The organism is Akkermansia sp. BCRC 18949 (assembly GCF_045011645.1).
Lineage (GTDB): Bacteria > Verrucomicrobiota > Verrucomicrobiia > Verrucomicrobiales > Akkermansiaceae > Akkermansia > Akkermansia massiliensis.
Genome location: NZ_CP123619.1, coordinates 2,204,687 through 2,225,430 on the forward strand (window position 1 = coordinate 2,204,687; position 20,744 = coordinate 2,225,430).

The following is a 20,744-nucleotide window of genomic DNA, read 5'->3' on the forward strand; positions in this document are numbered from 1 at the left end:
TTATTTTCTCCTTTTCCGGCATGTGACGGATTTCTAATCCGATGTCAATCCTACTACAATGATAGGGAATTATTTTAAGACAAATTCCTCTTCTGAAATAGAGCGCTGAGCGAAGCCCCTTCATCTTTCAGAACCCCATGCTTCATTCTTTTCTTTTTTGCCGCGGCAAACTTCTTAATACCCCAAAATACTTAATCACATAGAAATACATAGTTTTCCAACAATCAATCCTGTTACCCGATATTTCTCAAATGGTACCTGCTTGAGTTTCTTCCTGCGGCTGAAGAAAAATACGGATTAGAAATCCGCTATTTAGTTCTGCTCTTTGCCACAAGGCTATATTTATTCTTATTATTGATCATGAAACCCATCCTTCCTTTGTTGCTGCGCCGCAGCCTCCTGGCCTCTCTGCTGGTTCCCATTATTTCCCTGTCCTTCTCCGCCTCCGCGGCGGACTTCATGGTAGACGCATCTCAATATTCCGATCCAGACAATAACATATACTCCACCCTGGAGGAACTGGTTTCCTCCGTCGCCCTAGTTGCCGGGGATACGGTGATTCTGAACAACGATGACGCCTCCCTGACTACCGGTCTAACCGTTCCTGTCAACTTCCGCTCCGCTGATCCGGCTGCACTCTGTGCCGTAGACTTATCCGGCCTGGGTAAGAATCCCTTGTACGACCTGGGAGCGGGAGAGTACACGCTGGAGATGGACTCCGTCATCTGGAGCAAGGGCGCCGCAGGAGTGATACGCACAGCAGATGATAACGTATCTCTGGAAATCACCGGAGAGGTTCAATTTCTCAATAACCATGTTGATAATTCAAACAATAGTGCTTACGGAGGAGCTATTTATATGGAGGGAGACCATGCAACGCTGACCCTGGGGAACAACGCTACCTTCTCCAGGAATTATGCTTTCTCCTCCTCCAACTACTCCTCTTCCTCCTCCTCTGGCGGAGCGATTGCTATGAGTGGAGATTATACAACGGTGACTCTGGAGGACAACGCTACCTTCTCCGGGAATTATACTTTCTCCGACTCCACCTCCCACTTATCCAACTACCCCTCCACCTCCTTTGGCGGAGCAATTTACATGGAGGGAGACCATGCAACGCTGACCCTGGGGAGCAACGCTACCTTCTCCGGGAATTATACTTTCTCCAAGTCCGGCACCTACTCCACCGCCACCACCTCCACCTCCTCTGGCGGAGCGATTTATATGCGTGGAGACCATGCAATGCTGACGCTGGGGGACAACGCTACCTTCTCCGGGAATTATGCTTACTCAGACTCCTCCTCCAACTACTCCTCCAACTACTCCAACTCCTCTGGCGGAGCGATTCATATGGAGGGAGACCATGCAACGCTGACCCTGGGAAACAATGTTACCTTCTCCGGGAATTATGCTTCCTCAGACTCCTCCTCCATCTCCACCTCCTCTGGCGGAGCGATTTATATGCAGGGTGTTAACTCTTTCCTCACGATCCGTAACGGCGCCATCTTCACCAATAACTATTCCTCTACCTACGGTGGAGCCATTTACCTGCAAGGGATCACTACCGACAATTCCAGCCGCTTTCTGGCATTCACGCATGACGTGCTCTTCAGCGGCAACATGACCGGGGGGACGTTCACTCAACACAATGACGGCTCCTTCTCCGTGGTAAACGGCGTTGCCAACGCCATTCATGTAGACGGAACCAACCATCTCCAGCTGGCCGCCGCCCAAGGAAAGGAGGTTCGCTTTAATGATCCGATCACCAGTGCGGCTTATTTTAGTTCTACGGAAAACGTCACCCTCTCTCTCAACCAGTACACGGATGACGACGGCATCTCCCACACTACGGATGGCACTGTCATCTTCAGCGGGGAACTCTACCAGGGGGACAACGCCCACCTCGTGGCCAGCCGCTACAGCGATTTCAAGGGACAAACCACCCTCTACGGCGGCTCCCTCATCCTGGAACACAATGTCGTCTTCGGCAATGCCGGCCTGCGGGACGATACCTCCATGACTCTGGAACACGGCACTCTGGAAATCACCGGGGGCAGCGTCATCAATGCCGCCTCCTTCTCCATCACCAACAGTGACGTCGTCCTGCGTCCCGGAACCAGCGCCTTCATCAATGCCAAAAACGTGGATCTTTCCCGCGGCTTTGTTTTTGACATGCAAAAGCAGGCTCAGGAAACCGCCACGCAGGCAAACACCACCGGCCTCTCCATCTCCGCCTCTGATTCCTTCACCCTGGGCGGCTCTATAGGGATTATGGACACGGGGATATCCGCCGATTATTTCTATGCGGACAATTCCTGGAAGCAGCAGCGCACCTTCATCGTCCTGACGGACTCCAACCAGACCCACACGGATGACTTCTCCGGCGCCCATTCTCTGGCTACCGGGTCCGACCGGGTGGACAGCCCCTATGCCTACACGGGCTCCTGGAGCCACCAGTGGGTAGATGTGAATGGTGACGGCTTCCCGGAACAACTCCAACTGGTCTGGACTCCCGCCGAGGACGCCGCCATCCGGGACATCCTGCCGGAACTGGCAGGTACCCTGGCCATGAATTCCATGTGGTCCAGCGCCTCCAATGCCAACATGTCCCGCGCCGCCCTGGGCAACCTGGATGCCCAGCGCTTCATCACCGGGCCGGAAAACAACTACTGGGTCAAGGGCATGGGGGATTTCCTCAACCACGCCTCCGAGGGAGTACGGGACGGCTTTGACTACCACGGCGGCGGCTATTCCGTGGGAGCGGACAGGAGAATCACTCCCCACGCCATCCTGGGCCTGGGCTTCGGAGACCTGTACGGCAAGATGCGCGGGCGCAGCTTTGCGGGAGATATTGACCAGCAAACGCGCATCGGCATGCTCTACGGCGGCTGGCACAAGATTCTCAACAGGGAGAATACGTTGCTGGTGACGGGAACGGCAGGCTATGGCTGGACGGACGACAAGATGAATTCCTTCCACACGGGCGGGCGGTCCCACGGCAAGTGGACTAATGAAACCCTGTTTGGAACGCTGACCGGGAAATGGAGCCGCCGGGTAAACGAGACCGTTGCGATGGAGGTCATGCTGGGGCTGGAGTATACGGACGTGACGCAGGAGGCGTTTACGGAAACGGGCTGGGACGCGAGGCGCTTTGAAAAGGGGCGCCTGAAGAACCTGAGCGTACCGGTGGGAGTGGGCTTGACGCACCGCAGTGAGCTGAAAGACCGGGAATGGATCAACAGCGCGATGGTGAGCTACGTGCCGGACGTGTACCGCAGGAACCCAAGTGCGCAGGCGGAGCGGCTGCTCAACGGGTACCGCTGGGAAGCGGAAGGAATGTCTCCTGACCGGAACGGGGTGAGGGTGAACGTGAACAGCGCCCTGCAGTTGAACGCGCGCTGGAGGATGTATGCAGGGTACGAGTTTGAGGGGAGGAGCAAGGCCACGGCGCACCGGTTTAACGCCGGCGTCAGTTATGCCTATTGACAGAGCTTGATTGCAGGCGCCGGAAACCCGTTAAATTTATTTTATCTTTGACGGGCGGCCAGCAGCAAAGAGGCTGTGCAGAACAACTGCACAGCCTCTTTTTAACGTTAACGGGGAATGTTATTTTACTTTCCGGTCCATTTGCCCAGGAATTCCGCCTCATCTTTCCCTTCCGCAATGTGCCTGAGCAGGGCGCTGCCAAGAACGGCGGCATCCGGGCGGGCGTCTTCCGGCAGGGCCTCCAGCTGGTCCGGCGTCTGGAGGCCGAAGCCCAGTGCCAGAGGCACGTCAAATACGGCCCGGGCGCGGCGCATGGTTTCCGTGACGCTCTGCGTCAGGTCCACCTTTCCTCCCGTGGTCCCCAGCACGGAGACTACGTAAACGAAGCCGGAGGTATGGGGCTTGTATTCCCGCATGCGTTCCACGGAGGTGTTGGGAGCCACCAGCGTGACGAGCGTCAGGCCGAGGGGGTCAAAGGCATCCCTGAAGATGCCGGATTCTTCCAGCGGCATGTCCGGAATGATGAAGCCGCTGACCCCGGCTTCCGCCGCATCCAGGGCAAGCCGTTCCAGCCCGTACTGGTAAAAGGGGTTCACGTACCCCATCAGCGCCAGTTTGGCGGAAAAGCGGCCCTTGCGGGCTTTCAGGCCGTCCAGAATCCATTTCAGGCTTACGCCGCGGGCCAGGGCATCCCGTGAGGCCTGTTCAATGAACGGGCCGTCCGCCACGGGGTCCGAGAAGGGAACGCCTATTTCAATGATGTCCGCCCCTGCTCCGTCAATCCGCTCCAGATGGGTCCAGAAGGATTCCTTGTCCGGAAATCCGGCGGTGATGAAGGGGATGACGGCGCGCCTGCCGAGGGAATGGGCGTGCTCCACGGCTTCCTGCAACGGTGATTTCTGCATGTTGTTCATGGAAAGATGTTGCTTAAAGGTTCAGATATTTTTTAACGATGCCCAGGTCCTTGTCTCCGCGGCCGGAGAGGTTCACCAGCACGTCACCCCCCGCGGGCAGCTCGTCCGCATGGTCCAGCACCCATGCCACGGCATGGGAGGATTCCAGGGCGGGGATGATGCCTTCCTCCTGCGTCAGGGTCTGGAAGGCGTTCAGCGCGGAGGCGTCACAGATGACGCCGTAATGCACCCGGCCAATTTCCGCCAGGTGGGAGTGCTCCGGCCCCACGCCGGGGTAGTCCAGCCCGGCGGAGATGGAGTGGGACGGCTGTATCTGCCCGTCTTGATCCTGTAAAAGCATGGTCACGTGGCCGTGCAGCACGCCGGGGCTGCCCAGGTTGATAGGGGCGGAGTTGTAGCATCCGGGTTCCCCGGTGCCTCCGGCCTCCACGCCCACCAGGCGCACGCCTTCATCTTCCACAAAGGGATGGAGCATGCCGATGGCGTTGGAACCGCCGCCCACGCACGCCACCACCACATCCGGAAGCCTTCCGGCGCGTTCCAGCATCTGGGCCCGGGCCTCCGTGCCGATGACGGACTGGAGCTGCCTGACCAGCGTGGGGAACGGGTGTGGCCCCGCCGCCGTGCCGAAGCAGTACAGGGTGTCCTCCTGATGGGAAATCCAGTAGCGCAGGGCCTCGTTAATGGCGTCCTTCAGGGTGCGGGAACCGCTTTCAATCGGGAAAACCGTCGCTCCCAGCAGCTTCATGCGCATGACGTTCATGGACTGGCGCTCCACATCCTCCGCGCCCATGAAGATGGTGCAGTCCATCCTGAGCCGGGCCGCCGCCGTGGCCGTGGCCACGCCGTGCTGCCCCGCCCCGGTCTCCGCAATGAGGTGGGTTTTCCCCATCATCCTGGCCAGCAGGGCCTGCCCCAGCGCGTTATTGATCTTGTGCGCTCCGGTGTGCAGCAGGTCCTCCCGCTTCAGCCACAGGCGGAAGCCCAGTTTTTCCGAGAGGTGGGGACAGAACGTGAGAGGCGTTTCACGGCCCGCGTAGTTGACCAGCAGGTCCTGGAGCGCGTCCCGGTACTCGCGGGACGGCATGATGGTAGCCATGGCTTCCTCCAGCTCCATGAGCGGGGGGCGCAGCGCTTCCGGTACGAAGCGGCCGCCGAAGTTGCCGAAATATCCTTCTTTGTTCATGCGATGTGGTAAGGGGTGTAGGAGATGAGGGGTTTAAGGGCCGCCAGCAGTTTCTGCGGGCTTTTCTGGCCGGGGATGGCTTCCACGCCGGAGTTCAGGTCAATGCCGTTCGGGGTGCACTGCTCCAGCGCCTTGTTCAGGGAGGCGGAGGAAAGGCCGCCCGCCAGGAACCAAGGCCGGGGGGATTTGAGAGCCGCCAGGGCGTTCCAGTCCAGGGAGACGCCGTGGCCGCCGCCGTGGCTGCCCGCATCCAGCAGGAACCAGGCGCAGCTGTCCGCCCAGAGTTCCATTTCCTTCTGAAGGGCCGCCAGGGATTCATACCGGTCCGGCCACAGCACACGGATAACCTTTTCCGGGCCTATGCGGCGGGCGCAGTCCAGGGACTGGGCGCCATGGAGCTGGGCGAGATTCCAGACGGGCCGTCTTCATGGTTTCCATGATTTCCTCCGCATCCTGGTTCACGAAGACGCCCACGCGGCGCACCAGCGCGGAATCCAGCGCGGCGGCGCGTTCCGGCGCAATGTAACGCGGACTGCCGGGATGGAATACGAACCCGCAGAAGTGGGCCCCCATCCCCATGGCGGTTGACAAGTCACTCTGGCGGGTAATCCCGCACACCTTGATTGCGAATGAATGTTTCTTCATCTTGTTTCTTCTAAAATTGCAGCCAGGGTTTCACCCGGCTTTCCGCCGTCCATCAGGGCGGTGCCCATCAGTACGGCCTGGAAGCCGGCTTCCGCGGCTTCCCTGAGATGCGCACCCGTGCTCATGGCGCTGGCGGCGATCCACACTTCCCCTTCCCGGCGGAGTCTGCCCATCTCCAGACAAGCCTGCCTGTCTGTCTTCAAGGTATCCAGGTCACGGGCATTCACCTGGATGATGCGCGCCCCGGATTCACGGGCCAGGGCCAGGTCCGCCTCGTCAAAAATCTCCACCACGGCGTGCATGCCGTAGGCCTCCGCCTGTTCCCGCAGGATGCGGAGGGTCCGGGCATCCGGCGTCAACCGCACGATGAGCAGCAGGGCGGAAGCCGGCGTGGAGGCCGTCTCCATCACCTGGAGCTGGTGAAAAATGAAGTCCTTGCGCAGGAGGGGAAGCCCCGCGCGGTGCATGCGCTCCAGGTACCCGATGCGGCCGCCGAAGAACCGCTCCTCCGTCAGCACGGAGATGCAGGATGCGCCCGCCGCGGCATACTGCTCCGCCACTTCCTCCGGCTTCAGCCCGGTGGCAATGACGCCGCGGGACGGGGAAGACTGCTTGAACTCCGCAATGACGGCCACGGGCTGCCCGGCGGGGGGCTCCGCAATGGCTTTCAGGAAGTCCGGCCTGCGCCCCTTCCACGGGCGCGGCAGCTCCCGGCGGGAAGCCATGTCCGTGAGCAGGGCTATTTCCTCCGCCTTGGCTTCCCTGAACCGGTCAAGCAACATGGAGCGTTCTCCTTCCTACTCCGGCGCAAACGGCCTCACGGGCCTTCGCCATGCAGACGGAGAGGTCCATGTGGTCCTCCAGCAGGAACATGGCCACACCCACGTTCAGAATCACCATGTCCATCATGGCCCGGGGGCCCTTGCCGTACAGGATGTCCTTCAGCACGGCTACGGCTTCCGGCTTGGAATGGACGGCCAGCTCCTCCGGGTCACAGGGGGAGATGCCGTAATCCGCGGGGTCCAGCGTCATGGGGGTGAGCTTTCCGTTATGGATGATCATCATCTTGGTGGGGCCCAGGGGCGTCACCTCGTCATACCCGCCTGCCCCGTACACTACGGCCGCCTTCCGGATATGGGACTGCCGGAGCGTTTCCGCCAGCAGTTCCACCAGCTCCGGACGGGCCACGCCCAGCAGGATGTGCGTGGGGCGCGCCGGATTGATCAGGGGCCCCAGCAGGTTGAACAGCGTGCGGATGCCCAGCTCCCTGCGAATGGGGCCCACGTTGCGGAATGCCGGGTGGAAATTGGGGGCGAACAGGAAGGCGAAGTTCCGCTCGTCCAGCAGGTGCCGGACATCCTCCGGAGCCACGTCCAGCGGGAAGCCCAGGCCTTCCAGGGCATCCGCGGAACCGCAGGAGGAGGACACGGCGCGGTTGCCGTGCTTCACCACCTTGTACCCCATTCCGGCCAGCGTCAGGGACGTGGCGGTGGAGCAGTTGAAGGAGCTGCGGCCGTCGCCGCCCGTGCCCACTACGTCTATGCAGTCCCCTTCCAGCCCTTCCACGCGGTTGGCGCGGCCCAGGGCGATGCCTACGGCGTGGGCCATTTCCAGCGGGGTTTCCCCCTTCATGCGCAGGCCCATCAGGAAGCACCCGGCCTGGGCCGGAGACATGCGGCCGTCCATGATGTCCGCAAATCCGGCGGCGGCCATGTCAGCCGTCAGGTCCTGCCCGGCGGCCAGCGCATCCAGAATGAGGTTGATCCTCTTTTCCTTCTGACCGGACGGAACGACGTTGTCCGGGAAATTCCCCAGGAGCTGGAGGCCGTCCGGCGTCAGGATGGATTCCGGATGGAACTGGATGCCCACCCACGGACGGTCATTGTACCGCAGGGCCATAACTTCCCCTTCCGGCCCGCGGGAGGTGACGGTGAAGCGGGGATTGGGCTCATCCTCCTTGGACTGGACTACCAGGGAATGGTAGCGGCCCACGGTCATGGGATTGGGGAGTCCGGTGAACAGCCCCTTGCCGTCATGGATGATGTCAGAGCTTTTCCCGTGCATCACGTAGGGAGCGCGGGAAACCTCCGCCCCCGCAAAGCAGCCCAGAAGCTGGTGCCCCAGGCAGACGCCCAGCACGGGGATGTTCGCGGGGAGGCGTTCCAGGAATTCCAGGCAAAGCCCGGCATTGCGCGGATGGCTGGGACCGGGGGAAATGCACACAGCCTCCAGGTCCGGGCTGGTTGCCAGGTCCAGAATGCGGGGATCATCATTCGTGTACACCACGGGCTTGCGTCCCAGGGCATAAAACGCCTGCACCAGATTCCACGAGAAGGAATCGTAATTATCAATGAACAGAAACATGGTCTTCTCCTTTCAATATCACGTCAATAATCTTGCCCTTGTTCATGCACTCCTGCCATTCCGCGGCGGGGTCCGAATCATACACGATGCCGGCGCCGGCCTGCCAGTGGATGCGGCCGTCCTTCACCCACATGCTGCGGATGGTAATGCCGGAATCCATGTGGACGCTGCCCTTGTCCAGGCCCAGCCAGCCGATGCACCCGGCGTACGGGCCGCGCGGCAGGGGTTCCTCCTCCGCCAGGATTTCCATGGCGCGCACCTTGGGCGCGCCGCTGACCGTTCCGGCGGGGAAGGCCGCGCCGAGGATGTCCAGGGCGTCCAGCCCGTCATTCACCTGGGCGGTCACGCGGGAAGTCATGTGCATTACATGGGAAAAACGTTCAATCTCCATCAGGCGTTCCAGCTTCACGGAACCGGGCTTGGCGACGCGGCCCAGGTCATTGCGGCCCAGGTCCACCAGCATCACGTGTTCCGAACACTCCTTGGGATCCTTTAAAAGGCCGGCGGCCAGGGCGGCGTCTTCCTCATCATCCCTGCCCCGCTTGCGCGTCCCGGCGATGGGGGAAAGCTGGAGCTTGCCGTCCGTGCAGCGCACCATCAGCTCCGGAGAGGAACCGAACAGCGTGATCTCCGGCAGCCGCATGAAGAACATGTACGGGGAGGGATTAATGCTGCGCATGCGGCGGTACAGCGTGAAGGCGTCCCCGTGGAACTCCGCGGAGGCCTGGGAGGAAAGCACCACCTGGATGGCCTCCCCGTCATGCAGCAGTTCCTTGATATGCTCCACGCCCTTCATGTAGCCCGCCTGGTCCGGCGTGCGGGAAACCTCACCGATGGAAGGCTCCTCCGTCTCATGCAGGGCGGCATGGGACAAGTCCCTGTGTTCCCCCAGGCTGATCTGGGTGAGGCGGTTGTACAAGTGGTCAAACACGATGACGGTTCCGGCCAGTACCAGGCAGGACTCCGCTGAAGAAGGGCTGATGGCCTGCGCCAGCCTGGGCTGGAACAGGGCGGCGGTTTCATAGCCGAAGTACCCGTACAGGGCACGCGTAATGGGAGCCTGCCTCATGTCGTCCCCCACCAGTTCCAGACGCTGCATCAGGGCGCGCAGGCCATCCAGGTAAGGCATGCCTTCCAGCTCCTTCAGGGAGGCCAGGCGGTCGTCGCTGATGGAAAGGGAAAGTTTGGCGTCTACGCAGGAAACGGTCATCAGGTAATCACAGGCGATGACGCTGTAACGGCCCCACCTGCCATCCACCTCCGCGCTCTCCAGCAGAAGGCCGGGAGTTTGGTTCTGGGTCAGGCTCAGGAACAGGCTGATGGGCGTCTCCAAATCGGCGCTCAGCCGCCGGCTGCGCTGTTGGAGGGTGATGATGGATGGTGGTTGCATGGATGGATGATGGTGTAAGTTGAAAATAAAAAAACTGCTTTGACTCTCGGAGGAATCAAAGCAGTTCTTGAAAAACGGTCATAGCTGGATGCTACTACTGCACATCGGGATTCCCCCGTCCGGACATGGGTATACGCCACCAATAGCCGTTGCCATAATAACGGGTCGTGCTAAAAAAGGGCTGTCCAGTGCTGAATTGCATCTGCGCGTTTATTACTCCTCCTGCCGGTGCTTGTCAAAAAAACTTTCCGTCAATGGCGAAAAAAATCCACAGCGCATTTCCCGCCTCAGGGAAAAAAGGCCCGTGGATTCCACTGAATCCACGGGCCTTGCACATGAAAGCTGCCAAGCCTTAGAACAGCGTCACGGCAATGTTGACGCCGGCGGTGACGATGGCCACCATGCTCATAAGCTTGATCAGGATGTTCAGGGACGGGCCGGACGTATCCTTGAAGGGGTCGCCCACGGTATCGCCGATGACGGCGGCCTTATGGCTTTCCGACCCCTTGCCGCCCACGTGGCCCTGCTCAATGTACTTCTTGGCATTATCCCACGCGCCGCCGGAGTTGGCCATGAACACGGCCAGCACGAAGCCGGAGGCCAAGCCGCCGGCCAGCAGGCCGAACACGCCGGGAACGCCGAACACCAGGCCCATGCAGATGGGGGTAATGACGGCCAGCACGGACGGCCAGATCATTTCATGCTGGGCTCCCGCCGTGGAGATTTCCACACAGCGCACGTAATCCGGATCCGCTTCTCCGGTCAGGATGCCCTTGATTTCCTTAAACTGGCGGCGCACTTCCTTCACCATCTTCTCCGCGGCGCGGCCCACGGCATTCATGGTCAGGCCGCAGAACAGGAAGGACATCATGGCTCCCACAAAGAGGCCCATGAGCACCTTCGGGTTCATCAGGGTCACCTGGAAATAGCCCATGAAATCCGCCAGGGAAGCAGTGGTGATTTTAGAAACCTCCACGCTCACGGCGTCATTAATCTTGTAAACGGTGTTGCCCGTCGCTTCGCTCCAGTGGAGGATGGAAATCTTCAATTCTTCAATGTAGGAGGCCAGCAGCGCCAGCGCGGTCAGCGCGGCGGAACCGATGGCAAAGCCCTTGCCTGTGGCGGCGGTCGTGTTGCCCAGGGCGTCCAGGGCGTCCGTGCGGCGGCGCACTTCCGGGTCCAGCTTGCTCATCTCCGCATTGCCCCCGGCGTTGTCGGAAATGGGGCCGTAGGCGTCCGTCGCCAGGGTCAGGCCCAGCGTGGAAAGCATGCCGACGGCGGCAATGCCTATGCCGTACAGGCCCTTGCTCATTTCAGCTCCGGTGAAGTGCCAGTCCCCGGAGGCCATGCCGTAAGCCAGAACGGTGCCCACCACGATGGTGATGACGGGGATGCAGGTGGAAATCATGCCGATGCCGATGCCGGAAATAATGACCGTGGCAGGCCCCGTCTTCGCGCTGTGGGCAATCTTGCGGCAGGGATAGGAATCATGAGAGGTGTAATGCTCCGTGCTCTTCCCGATGACGATGCCTACTGCCAGGCCGGTGACGATGGCGCCCCAGATGCCCGCCCAGTTGTCCAGGCCGATGAGCTGGAGCAGGAAGGCGGAGGCAATGGCGATTAGGAAGGAACTCAGGTTGATGCCGCGGTTCAGGGCGGCCATCAGCTCCGTCTGGGAGGCGCCGCGCTTCACGCGCACCGCATATACGCCCAGCAGGGAGAGAATGGTGCCCAGGGCCGCGATCAGCATGGGCGTGAGGACGGCCTTGATCGCCATTTCCGGCACGGCCATGTAAGCCGCCGCGCCAAGGGCGGCGGAAGCCAGGATGGAACCACAGTAGGACTCGTAAAGGTCCGCTCCCATGCCGGCCACGTCCCCCACGTTGTCGCCCACGTTATCCGCGATGGTGGCGGGGTTGCGGGGATCGTCCTCCGGAATGCCGGCTTCCACCTTCCCGACCAGGTCAGCTCCTACGTCCGCGGCCTTCGTGAAAATGCCGCCGCCCACGCGGGCGAACAGGGCCTGGAGGGAAGCCCCCATGCCGAAGGTCAGCATGGTGGTGGTAATGACGACCAGGCGCATGGAAAGCTCCATGTCTCCGTAAAACCAGTCCAGCACCCAGTACCACGCGCCGATGTCAAGCATGGCAAGACCCACCACGGTCAGGCCGAGCACGGCGCCGGAACGGAAGGCGATCTGAAGGCCCGCGTCCAGGGAATGGCGGCAGGCGTTCGCCACGCGGCCGGAGGCGTACGTGGCCGTTTTCATGCCGATGTAACCGGCCAGGCCGGAGAAAAAGCCGCCGGAAATGAAAGCGAACGGAACCCAGGGATTCTGGATGTGGAGGCAGTACGCCAGAAAAGCGAATACAACGGTAATCAGCACAAAGAAAATGGCGACGATCTTGTATTGCTGCCGCAGGTACGCCATGGCGCCGCTGCGAACGTGTTTGGCGATCATTTTCATGACCTCGTTCCCCTCATCCTGGGCTTTCATGCGGTAAAAAAAGACGCCCGCAAAAACGAGAGCCAGCACCGAAGCCGACGGGATGAGCCAAAATAAATCCTGGATGGTTATCATTGTCAGTACACTTTAAATTAAAGTGGTAGGAGCATAACACCTGGTCCACTTTACTCCAAGAAAAAACCTCCGTTCGGAACGGAAAATTCACCTTCCTGCGGAAAGACCAGCACCGCAGGAAAATCCGGCGGATTCACGGAAGAAGCAAGTACCGCACCGATTAATCCAAATTGACTCCGGAGGTTCCGGAAGCGGCTGGGCCGCATCTCTTTCCCCCTGCCTACTTCTTGTTACGGTTTTCTGCTGCCGGAAGCCCTGGAAAACGGCAAAAAAACGTGGTATTCCGTGCAATGTGCTCTCCTTGGCCAGCTATCTCCGGCAATTCTTGAAGCTGCCCTGATTCCGGGAAAACTGGATAAAAAGAAAAAGCAAACGCTCCCATTGGAAATAACAGCGCCTACCTGTCCGCCATTCCGTCAATGATGGAAAGCTCCTCCGCGGTGAACCGCGTATTTTCCAGGGCTTTCAGGCAATCCATGACTTGCTGGGAGCGGCTGGCGCCTATCAGGGCCGTGGTCACCACGGGGTCTCTCAACACCCAGGCCAGCGCCATCTGGGCGAGGCTCTGGCCGCGGCTCCGGGCCAGGGCAGCCAGGCTGCGAATTTTCTTCCCATGCTCCCGGACCCGTTCTTCCGTTAAAAAGACGGAGGAACCTGCCGCACGGGAATCCGCTGGAATTCCCTCCAGATAACGGTCCGTCAGCATCCCCTGGGCCAGGGGGGAAAAGGCGACGCACCCGGTGCCCGTTTCACGGATGGCCTGAAAAACGGACTCTTCCGGCTCCCGGTTGAACATGTTGTAACGGAGCTGGTGGACCAGGCACGGCACGCCGGCCTCCCTGAGCATGGCGCATATCTGCCTGGTTTGCTCTGCCGGGAATTTGGAAATACCGGCATACAAGGCCTTTCCGGACCGGACCGCCGTGACGAGGGCCCCCGCCGTCTCTTCCAGCGGAGTCTCCGGGTCATGCCGGTGCGCATAAAAAATATCCACGTAATCCAGCTTCATGCGGGAAAGGGACTGGTCCAGGCTGGAAAGCATATGCTTGCGGGAACCCCAGTCCCCGTACGGTCCGGCCCACATCAGGTGCCCCGCCTTGGTAGCGATGACAAGCTCGTCACGGAAACGGGACAAATCCTGCATGAAAATGCGGCCGAAGCATTCTTCCGCCGCGCCGGGAGGCGGCCCGTAATTGTTCGCCAGGTCAAAATACGTGATGCCGGCGTCAAACGCGCCATGGATAAGCTGCCGCGCATTCTCGAAATCGTCGGCAGCGCCGAAATTGTGCCAAAGCCCCAGGGAAACGGGAGGAAGCAGCAGCCCGCTGCGCCCGCAACGGCGATAGTCCAGATGACTGTAACGGCCGGGATCGGGGAGGTAACTCATCGGAAGGAAAAACGGGAAGGTTTACCGGGCATGGGACGTACGCTCATGCCGCACGCCGGAGCGCCATGCCTCCGTGCGGTATTTGGATGCCAGCAGCTCCGCCACCCTAGCGTTCATGCCGGGAAACAGCTCCGCTTCCACGCACAGGGAATGTCCGTCCGCCAGACGGGCGGCCAGCATTTCATCCCATCCGGCGGGAAGAAGGCAATTCTGGATGCTCCCCTGATGGAGAACGCCGCCGCGGATTCTTCTCTGGCCGCCACCGGCCAGCTTTTCCCCGCCGGGAAATACTAAATCACTCGTCACGGGGCTGGCAAAACAGGCGCGGCCACCGTCCGGGGCGTCTCCGTCCAGCATCACGCACTCCACGCCGCAATCTCTCAAAACACGGGCCAAAGCCCCGTGAATCCATCGGTACAGGGTGGCGCTGGAAGGCCGTTCCTTCTCTCCCCGGCGGTGCATGGCCAGGGTAAAGGGGATATCCTGCCGGTGGTCCACAATTCCCCCGCCCGTCCAGCGGCGGACAAAATGGAGTTCCTCTCCCGGAAAAATGGCGCGTGCCGTGGCTTCCTCGTCAAAATAACCGTAGGTCACGGTTGGCTCCGCCCAGCGGTATGCACGCAGCACGGGCTTCTCTCCCCATTCCAGCAGGGCTTCATCCACGGCCATGGCTTCCTCCCCGCTTCTGGCGACCGGGTCGCGCCACAGCACCAGCTCCGGCAGAGGGGACAAATTACCGACGACATTTGCGAAACCAGACATTTTGCAACTACAGTGTAAATAACGGCAGGACGCTCCGGGCGGGAAACGGCAGCGGAAAAACCCGCACCCATCAGCCCCCAGACACAGGCCTAACGGTTCATGGGCAGTGCTACGCGCTGGGTGAAGGACCGGGTATAGCGCTCAAAGAATTCCTCCGGAGAGGGGGCGGGACGCTTCTTCTGCCGGATCTGGTCCACCAGGGCCATGCCTTCATCCGTCACCACCGTCATGGAAATCGTCACGGCAGTGACGCGTCCGGACTTCAAATCGTCAATATTCACGCTGCTGCCGATGATGTCCAAACGGTTGCCGTACACATCCATCTGGGTGCAGGAACCGAGCCGGTTGGCCCCCGTAGTCATGACGGGCACCAGCACGGACGCCCGCTGCGTGGCATCCTTGTCCGACTTGTTGCTGCCGGAATTGCCGATCTTCTTCTGGTAATCCACTTCAAAAATCAGCGTCATTTCCACCACGTTCTCCACCAGGAAATTGGCGGGAATGGTCTCATCCTGCTGGTAGCGGGTATAAGCGGACCAAAGGTCCTGCTGGCCCAGGAGATTCTGCACGGTATCCTCCGCGCTGATCAAATTGCGGTACAGGGAATAAACCGGAAAGCCGTCAGACTCCGCCGTAGCGTCCTGGTCCAGAATCTGGTCACGGTAAAGCAGCTTGTACCCCACGCAATTCACGTCACCGATGATGCGGTCGTTCCGCATGTCCATGCTGGACTTGGCAGGATTGCGGTCCGTAGCCGTGGTAAAGAAAATCAACTGGGAGGCATTCGTGATCTTGGCGCCTTCCGGCCCCATGGTCATCAGGTTCACGCGGGCTTCATTCAGAGCGGAAGAACCGCCCTTCTTCCTGGACGCCGTGGTCTTGGTCGCGCGGGAAACCAGATCGCTGTCCCGCTGCACCAGCATCCATTCAAAGGGATTACCGGCACGGAACTGCATGCTCTCAAAATCCTTGGTCATGGTATCCATGGCCGTGCGGGCAAGCGTGGTGGTCCGCACATCCTGCAGCACCCATCTCCAGATATCCACCCCGCGGGAGGTCAGGGCCACAATCACCAGCACCAGCACGGTGGTGATGGTCATGGCTGCCAGGAGCTCAATCAGAGTGAACGCGCCGGATTTGATTTTGGCAAATGTCTTCATGATTTTTCAGAGGTCTTCAGATAATGCCCGTTAGCGGCGGAAAGCGAGATTGCGCGTAAAGATGGGAGTCTTCAAATTCTCCCACGTCAGGTGCTGCAAACGTTCAGGGTCCGTATTCAACAACTGGAAAAACTCCGCCTGGTACAGGACTTCCGCCCCCCACGGCAAATTCAGGCCGCCGCCCTTCTCCGGCGTATAAACGTACAGGGAGGGCTCCGTAATCACCTTGCCGCGGTTGTAGGGATTGTAAATCGTCCCGTACTTGGGAGCCAGCTTGTACCCGTAAGCGTTGGAATCCATGCGCTCCACCACCAGCTGGGTCATGCGCACGGCGAAGACGGGGCCGACAAGCGCCTTGAAATCATCCCAGCGGTCCTTGTTGTTCGCCAGGCAAACTCCCGTCACCACCGCCGTATTCTGCCCGGGGATGCTCCCGCCTTCCTCCAGCCAGGGCTGGGGGGTGCCGTCCTTGCGGGCGCCCTTGGTCAGATCCGCCCTGTAATTGTAAACAAGAATGGTCGTAGCGGGCTTGGACGTAAACTGCATCCAGTAAAACGCCTTGTCAAAAGCGGAAATATATCTGGTGGTGGAAGACTTTCTGGCATTGGGAGCAGCACGCTCGGAATTGCGAAGCTCTCCAAGTTCCGCCGTCAGGGCGTGGACGATGCGGTCCGCTTCGCGGATGGTCAGAGCGGACTGAACCGTCCTTCTGGCTGGAATGAACATGGCCATGAACACCACGATCAGCACGGCAACCACGCCGATCGCAAGCACCACTTCCGTCAGGGTGAACCCCTTGGCACGAGACTGTTTCATACACTTGGTCAACATAAAATGGGAAATCCGGTAAAATATGAATTAGTTGGGAATCACCTGCTCCGTCGTCCTCAGCCGGCTGATATTGCCTTTGGGATAAATCACGATGCCGCCTGCCAGGCCCGGCTTGCCGTCCACCATCGGAGTCGGTTTCTCCTCCTTGCCGTTTCCGGCGGAACCGGAAACCACCACCAGGCGGGTGGGGGCGTTTGGCTGGGACATGCGGCCTTCCTCGTCAAACTCAATGAAATAAATATCCGTCATCCTGTTGCCCGGAAGATTGACGGTATCTTGCCCGTCACGGCTGGCAAAGCTGCGGGCTGCGGACTTGCCCTTGGTCTTCTTGGAGCCTTCCAGCAGGGTGCTGTAGGTGGGGCTGATGTAAAACCCGGCGGGAAGAGTCTGCAAACGGTTGACCAGATGCCACTTTCCGGTGCGCGTATTTTTGGACATCACGCCCAGGGTGCGCATGTTGCGGGCTTCGTCCTCAGGAGTGCTCACGATAATCAGGCGGCTCCACGTTCCCTTGCCCATGGCGTCCAGGCGGGCTTCCTGCACCATGCCGTCCACCATCTCCACGGCGGACTGGAGGCCCTGCCCCCTGCCCCCGCCTCTTAACATGCTGGCGGCCAAGGCCATCATGGCAACCATAATGGTGATGACGACAATCAGTTCCACCAGGGTAAACCCCTTGCTCCCTGACGAGGAACAGTGCGAAGCCGTTCCGGAATGCTTGGAAAAATATCTCATACAGATGATGCAGGATTGAACAACGATTTTTGGCATGCTACCCGTTTCACGCGGGCACGGCAATCATTTTTTGAGAAACGGGAAGGCCTGATATGTTCCTGGCCAAATAAAACTCATTGCCATCCGGTAATCCTCTCCCAGGCCATTCGTCCGTAAGAGAAAACAACCGGCTGATCCAATGAGTACACCTCGAGAAAGATAGGGTCAAACCGGCCTGGGACGAAATCCGGCTCATAAAAATAAGAGTCCCAAAAACAAAGCTAAAAAGGTTCTTTTTTACCCCGCGTTCATCTCATCAATCAAATCCTGATAGGTAGCCACTTTGTGGTACTTCACATTTGACGTTGAGATAGAGTTGAACAACTTCTCCGCACATGCGATTTTTGCCTTTTCGATGGCACTCAAATCCATTGATGACATAGAGCCTTTGGTTTCGGCAATGAAGAAGATGTGTTTCACTCCGTCTTTCGTCATAGCGATAGCCCAGTCGGGGGCATAGTTGCCTACCGGAGTGGGTATTTGGAAAGTACGGGGCAGTTTGGCATATACCACCACTTCATTGGCCTCATCAAGGTCATGGGCGAATTGGCGTTCCCCCTTGCTGTCGCTGAACACATAATCGGTGATATGCTTCTTCGCCTCGTATGCCCGGTCAAAATCCATTTTGCTCTTCACGGTGAAGATGCTGCTGTCGTATTTGCCTTCCGTCATGTTGTAGTGGATGGCCTCCACAATCATTGTGGCCTTCTGCTCCTTGATGATGCTTACAACCTTGCGTATAAACTCTTCGGGGTTGTTCTTGAACAGGTAGAGCTTGCTCGTCTTGATGCCTTGCAGTATCTTCACCACTGTGCGGCGGGTGAGATTGGCGCCTTTGGCTATGTCGCCCACAAGGTCGTAGCGGACGGAGGAAGTGCAGACATCGGTCAGCTGCCTGGATTGGGAACGGGTGTCTCCGAAGTCAGTTACCTGCTCCTCGTCTTGCGTTCCCTCCACCATCACATAGCGGAGCTGCTTCACCTTCAGTTCGGCATTGATGTGCAGGCTGGCTTTTTCTATTAGTTCGTTACTGTCGTAACTTACCGTATAGACATATTGGTAATTTATCTCGTTCCACAAGGCTTGGAATTCGGCTTTTCGGAAGTTCTCGTTGAGCCTGTTGTCCGGCGTGGTCGTCTTCTCCTCCACCACCATGTCGTCGAGTACCTTCGGGTCAAAGATGGAGTTTATCAGGCGGACTACACCCTCGGCTATCGGTTGCAGCTTGGGCGGCAATGGAGCCACAGTGCCGTTTGCCACGGCCTCACGGTAATCCGGCGTAATGTGCTTGTCTTCGTCAATATAGCCGTTGTCTTCCAGATAGATGATGATGCGGCTGGCTTCCGTTTCGGTAATGGTATGTATTTCCTCCTCAATCTTAATCTGCCTATCTTGGAAATAGGCGACTGTTGCCTTGGCTGCGCGCTCACGCAACACTTCCCGCGTCTCCTTTTGCAGGGCTGTGGTAAAGTCCGCATAACTCTCATTGGCTATCACGGTCAGTCTGTTCACCTCATGCACATCCTCTCCCAATAGTTCCTTGTCCATGCGGACACCGTGCCTGTCCACGCAGATACGCAGTCCGCGCCCTACCTCCTGACGTTTGGCGGTGGAGGAGTTGGAATGGCGGAGCGTGCAAATCTGAAATACATTGGGATTGTCCCACCCCTCGCGCAGTGCCGAGTGTGAGAAGATGAAGCGTGTCGGCTCCTCAAAGCTCAGCAGGCGTTCCTTATTCTTCAGGATAAGGTCGTAAGCCGAAATGTCATCCGACAGTCCCGTCTTCTTTTCCACCTTGCCGTCAATCACCCGGTTGGTCTTTTTGTTTATGGAGAAATAACCCCGATGCACGTCCTGGGGCATGAAACGGCGGAGGTATTCATTGTAGTCCTCATCCCAGATGTAGAACTCCTCATTCACCAACCGCGCATATTCCTCCTCGAATATTTTCTGGAACACGCCTTTCACTTCCTCCCTGTTCTCGTCGTAGCTCTTGTACTTCGCCACCTCGTCGATGAAGAAGAGCGACAGGCACTTGATGCCCCGCTTGAAAAGCTGGCGTTCTTTCTCAAAGTGCGACATGATGGTCTCCCGGATTTGCACCCGCTGAATGTTTAGCTCGTCCGGGTCGCCTATCACCTCGCCCCTGCGAATGGTCACGCCGTTGAGAAAGGTCACATAGCCGTTCACGTTGATTTCCGACACCACAAAGTTGTCGTACTCGGCCAGCCCGGACTCTTCGCGCAGGTTGTCACCCACGCCGAACGTTTTTATCTTCCTGACGATGCTGCCTGAAGCATTCTTCACCTCCAGCTCAATGCGCGCTTCCGGCGGACGTTTGGGCGACAACACGATGTTGTCGAGATAGAGATACCCGCTCGTTCCCCGGAGGTTCTTCACTTCAAAGCCTTTCACATGAATGCGCTTCACCAGCTTCTGCCGGTAGGCGTCCAAAGCATCCAGAGCATAGATGGTATCGTGCTTGGTCGTGTGCGTAGCCGAATAGTTCAGCACGAACAGTGGGTTGAAGCGTTTGATGCCCGCCTGCGTGGCATCGCCCTCCATCTTCTGCGGTTCGTCCATGATAATGATGGGACGGTTGGCGGCAATCACGTCTATGGGACGGCGGCTGCCGAACTCATCACGCTCGGAGTAAATAATCCTGCTCTCCTTGCTCCTGCCGCCCTCCTTCATCGAGGAGGCGAAAGCCTGCGTGTTGATAATCATCACGCTCAACCCGGAATCAGATGAAAAACTGTCGAGTTGTTGCAGGTTGCCGCTGTTGTAGATGAACCACCGCGCTTTCTTGCCGTAGTGTTCCATGAAGTGCTCCTCCAACATGCGGAAACTCTTTGCCACGCCCTCACGGATGGCGATGCTCGGCACCACCACGATGAATTTGCTCCAGCCGTACTGCTTATTCAGCTCAAACATCGTCTTGATATAGACGTATGTCTTTCCCGTTCCGGTCTCCATTTCTATGTCGAGATTCACCGCGCCGATACCCTTTGAAAGGGAAGAAGACGGCGTGATGTCATACAGGTTCTGAATGGTATTGATGTTTTTCAACAGGGCTTTCCCGTCCAGTTCCACGCAGTGGTTCCTGTATCCTGTTTCATCATCGAAATCCAACTGTTGTTGCGCCTGCCGTCCGCGGTCGATGCGATATCCCTCTATGGCGTGCGTGGGCTGCCCCGTGAAGACGGCCACGGTGTTCTCCACTGCCTCCGTCTGATATTGCTGTATCTTAAACTTGAATTTCAT

General features: G+C 58.8%; 15 protein-coding genes. 1 reads left to right on the forward strand and 14 read right to left on the reverse strand.

Annotated features, from left to right (window positions below; all coding sequences use genetic code 11):
- The first annotated feature begins 360 nt into the window (after positions 1-360).
- Positions 361-3,486: an autotransporter outer membrane beta-barrel domain-containing protein gene (locus P8A25_RS09215; RefSeq protein WP_404838671.1), complete on the forward strand. Its 3,126-nt coding sequence runs from the start codon at positions 361-363 to the stop codon at positions 3,484-3,486.
- A 125-nt stretch (positions 3,487-3,611) separates the two neighbouring features.
- On the opposite strand, the gene trpA is transcribed toward P8A25_RS09215, so the two are convergent.
- The 14 genes from trpA to P8A25_RS09285 form a co-directional block, all read right to left on the reverse strand.
- The gene (gene trpA, locus P8A25_RS09220; protein ID WP_251827958.1) at positions 3,612-4,391 is read right to left on the reverse strand and encodes a tryptophan synthase subunit alpha; all 780 of its coding nucleotides are present in this window, start codon (positions 4,389-4,391) and stop codon (positions 3,612-3,614) included.
- Between the two features lie 22 nt (positions 4,392-4,413).
- The gene (gene trpB, locus P8A25_RS09225; RefSeq protein ID WP_215442193.1) at positions 4,414-5,586 is read right to left on the reverse strand and encodes a tryptophan synthase subunit beta; all 1,173 of its coding nucleotides are present in this window, start codon (positions 5,584-5,586) and stop codon (positions 4,414-4,416) included.
- Positions 5,583-5,966, reverse strand: coding sequence for a hypothetical protein (locus P8A25_RS09230; protein ID WP_404838806.1), 384 nt, complete (start codon positions 5,964-5,966; stop codon positions 5,583-5,585). Before P8A25_RS09230 ends, trpB begins: the two co-directional genes overlap by 4 nt.
- Complete coding sequence (locus P8A25_RS09235) at positions 5,902-6,231, reverse strand: phosphoribosylanthranilate isomerase (protein ID WP_404838672.1); 330 nt, start codon at positions 6,229-6,231, stop codon at positions 5,902-5,904. Before P8A25_RS09235 ends, P8A25_RS09230 begins: the two co-directional genes overlap by 65 nt.
- Positions 6,228-7,013, reverse strand: a complete 786-nt coding sequence (locus P8A25_RS09240; protein ID WP_215442191.1) for an indole-3-glycerol-phosphate synthase — start codon at positions 7,011-7,013, stop codon at positions 6,228-6,230. Before P8A25_RS09240 ends, P8A25_RS09235 begins: the two co-directional genes overlap by 4 nt.
- A complete protein-coding gene (trpD, locus tag P8A25_RS09245) occupies positions 7,003-8,595 on the reverse strand; it encodes an anthranilate phosphoribosyltransferase (RefSeq protein WP_215442190.1) in 1,593 nt (530 codons plus the stop codon). The genes P8A25_RS09240 and trpD overlap by 11 nt, the downstream gene beginning before the upstream one ends.
- Positions 8,579-9,985, reverse strand: coding sequence for an anthranilate synthase component I family protein (locus tag P8A25_RS09250; RefSeq protein WP_251827959.1), 1,407 nt, complete (start codon positions 9,983-9,985; stop codon positions 8,579-8,581). The genes trpD and P8A25_RS09250 overlap by 17 nt, the downstream gene beginning before the upstream one ends.
- 352 nt (positions 9,986-10,337) lie before the next feature.
- The gene (locus P8A25_RS09255) at positions 10,338-12,566 is read right to left on the reverse strand and encodes a sodium-translocating pyrophosphatase (protein ID WP_215442189.1); all 2,229 of its coding nucleotides are present in this window, start codon (positions 12,564-12,566) and stop codon (positions 10,338-10,340) included.
- A 397-nt stretch (positions 12,567-12,963) separates the two neighbouring features.
- Positions 12,964-13,953, reverse strand: a complete 990-nt coding sequence (locus tag P8A25_RS09260; RefSeq protein WP_215442188.1) for an aldo/keto reductase — start codon at positions 13,951-13,953, stop codon at positions 12,964-12,966.
- A gap of 21 nt (positions 13,954-13,974) precedes the next feature.
- A complete protein-coding gene (locus P8A25_RS09265; RefSeq protein ID WP_215442187.1) occupies positions 13,975-14,715 on the reverse strand; it encodes a lipoyl protein ligase domain-containing protein in 741 nt (246 codons plus the stop codon).
- An 89-nt stretch (positions 14,716-14,804) separates the two neighbouring features.
- Positions 14,805-15,875 (reverse strand): type II secretion system protein J, encoded by a 1,071-nt coding sequence (locus P8A25_RS09270; RefSeq protein ID WP_022397253.1) that lies wholly within the window; start codon positions 15,873-15,875, stop codon positions 14,805-14,807.
- 30 nt (positions 15,876-15,905) lie between these two features.
- On the reverse strand, positions 15,906-16,691 hold the full coding sequence (locus P8A25_RS09275; RefSeq protein WP_102722735.1) for a prepilin-type N-terminal cleavage/methylation domain-containing protein: 786 nt from the start codon (positions 16,689-16,691) through the stop codon (positions 15,906-15,908).
- A gap of 42 nt (positions 16,692-16,733) precedes the next feature.
- Positions 16,734-17,441 (reverse strand): prepilin-type N-terminal cleavage/methylation domain-containing protein, encoded by a 708-nt coding sequence (locus P8A25_RS09280; RefSeq protein WP_180970953.1) that lies wholly within the window; start codon positions 17,439-17,441, stop codon positions 16,734-16,736.
- A 276-nt stretch (positions 17,442-17,717) separates the two neighbouring features.
- Entirely contained in the window at positions 17,718-20,744 is a 3,027-nt protein-coding gene (locus P8A25_RS09285; protein WP_215442186.1) for a DEAD/DEAH box helicase family protein, read from the reverse strand.

Excerpts from the sequence above, each read along its gene's own strand:
- P8A25_RS09215 (WP_404838671.1), top strand. The coding sequence starts at position 361 with ATGAAACCCATCCTTCCTTTGTTGCTGCGCCGCAGCCTCCTGGCCTCT.
- P8A25_RS09275 (WP_102722735.1), bottom strand. The coding sequence starts at position 16,691 with ATGAAACAGTCTCGTGCCAAGGGGTTCACCCTGACGGAAGTGGTGCTT.
- P8A25_RS09240 (WP_215442191.1), bottom strand. The coding sequence starts at position 7,013 with ATGTTGCTTGACCGGTTCAGGGAAGCCAAGGCGGAGGAAATAGCCCTG.
- P8A25_RS09265 (WP_215442187.1), bottom strand. The coding sequence starts at position 14,715 with ATGTCTGGTTTCGCAAATGTCGTCGGTAATTTGTCCCCTCTGCCGGAG.
- trpB (WP_215442193.1), bottom strand. The coding sequence starts at position 5,586 with ATGAACAAAGAAGGATATTTCGGCAACTTCGGCGGCCGCTTCGTACCG.
- P8A25_RS09255 (WP_215442189.1), bottom strand. The coding sequence starts at position 12,566 with ATGATAACCATCCAGGATTTATTTTGGCTCATCCCGTCGGCTTCGGTG.
- P8A25_RS09260 (WP_215442188.1), bottom strand. The coding sequence starts at position 13,953 with ATGAGTTACCTCCCCGATCCCGGCCGTTACAGTCATCTGGACTATCGC.
- trpA (WP_251827958.1), bottom strand. The coding sequence starts at position 4,391 with ATGCAGAAATCACCGTTGCAGGAAGCCGTGGAGCACGCCCATTCCCTC.
- trpD (WP_215442190.1), bottom strand. The coding sequence starts at position 8,595 with ATGTTTCTGTTCATTGATAATTACGATTCCTTCTCGTGGAATCTGGTG.
- P8A25_RS09235 (WP_404838672.1), bottom strand. The coding sequence starts at position 6,231 with ATGAAGAAACATTCATTCGCAATCAAGGTGTGCGGGATTACCCGCCAG.
- P8A25_RS09280 (WP_180970953.1), bottom strand. The coding sequence starts at position 17,441 with ATGAGATATTTTTCCAAGCATTCCGGAACGGCTTCGCACTGTTCCTCG.
- P8A25_RS09250 (WP_251827959.1), bottom strand. The coding sequence starts at position 9,985 with ATGCAACCACCATCCATCATCACCCTCCAACAGCGCAGCCGGCGGCTG.
- P8A25_RS09270 (WP_022397253.1), bottom strand. The coding sequence starts at position 15,875 with ATGAAGACATTTGCCAAAATCAAATCCGGCGCGTTCACTCTGATTGAG.
- P8A25_RS09285 (WP_215442186.1), bottom strand. The coding sequence starts at position 20,744 with ATGAAATTCAAGTTTAAGATACAGCAATATCAGACGGAGGCAGTGGAG.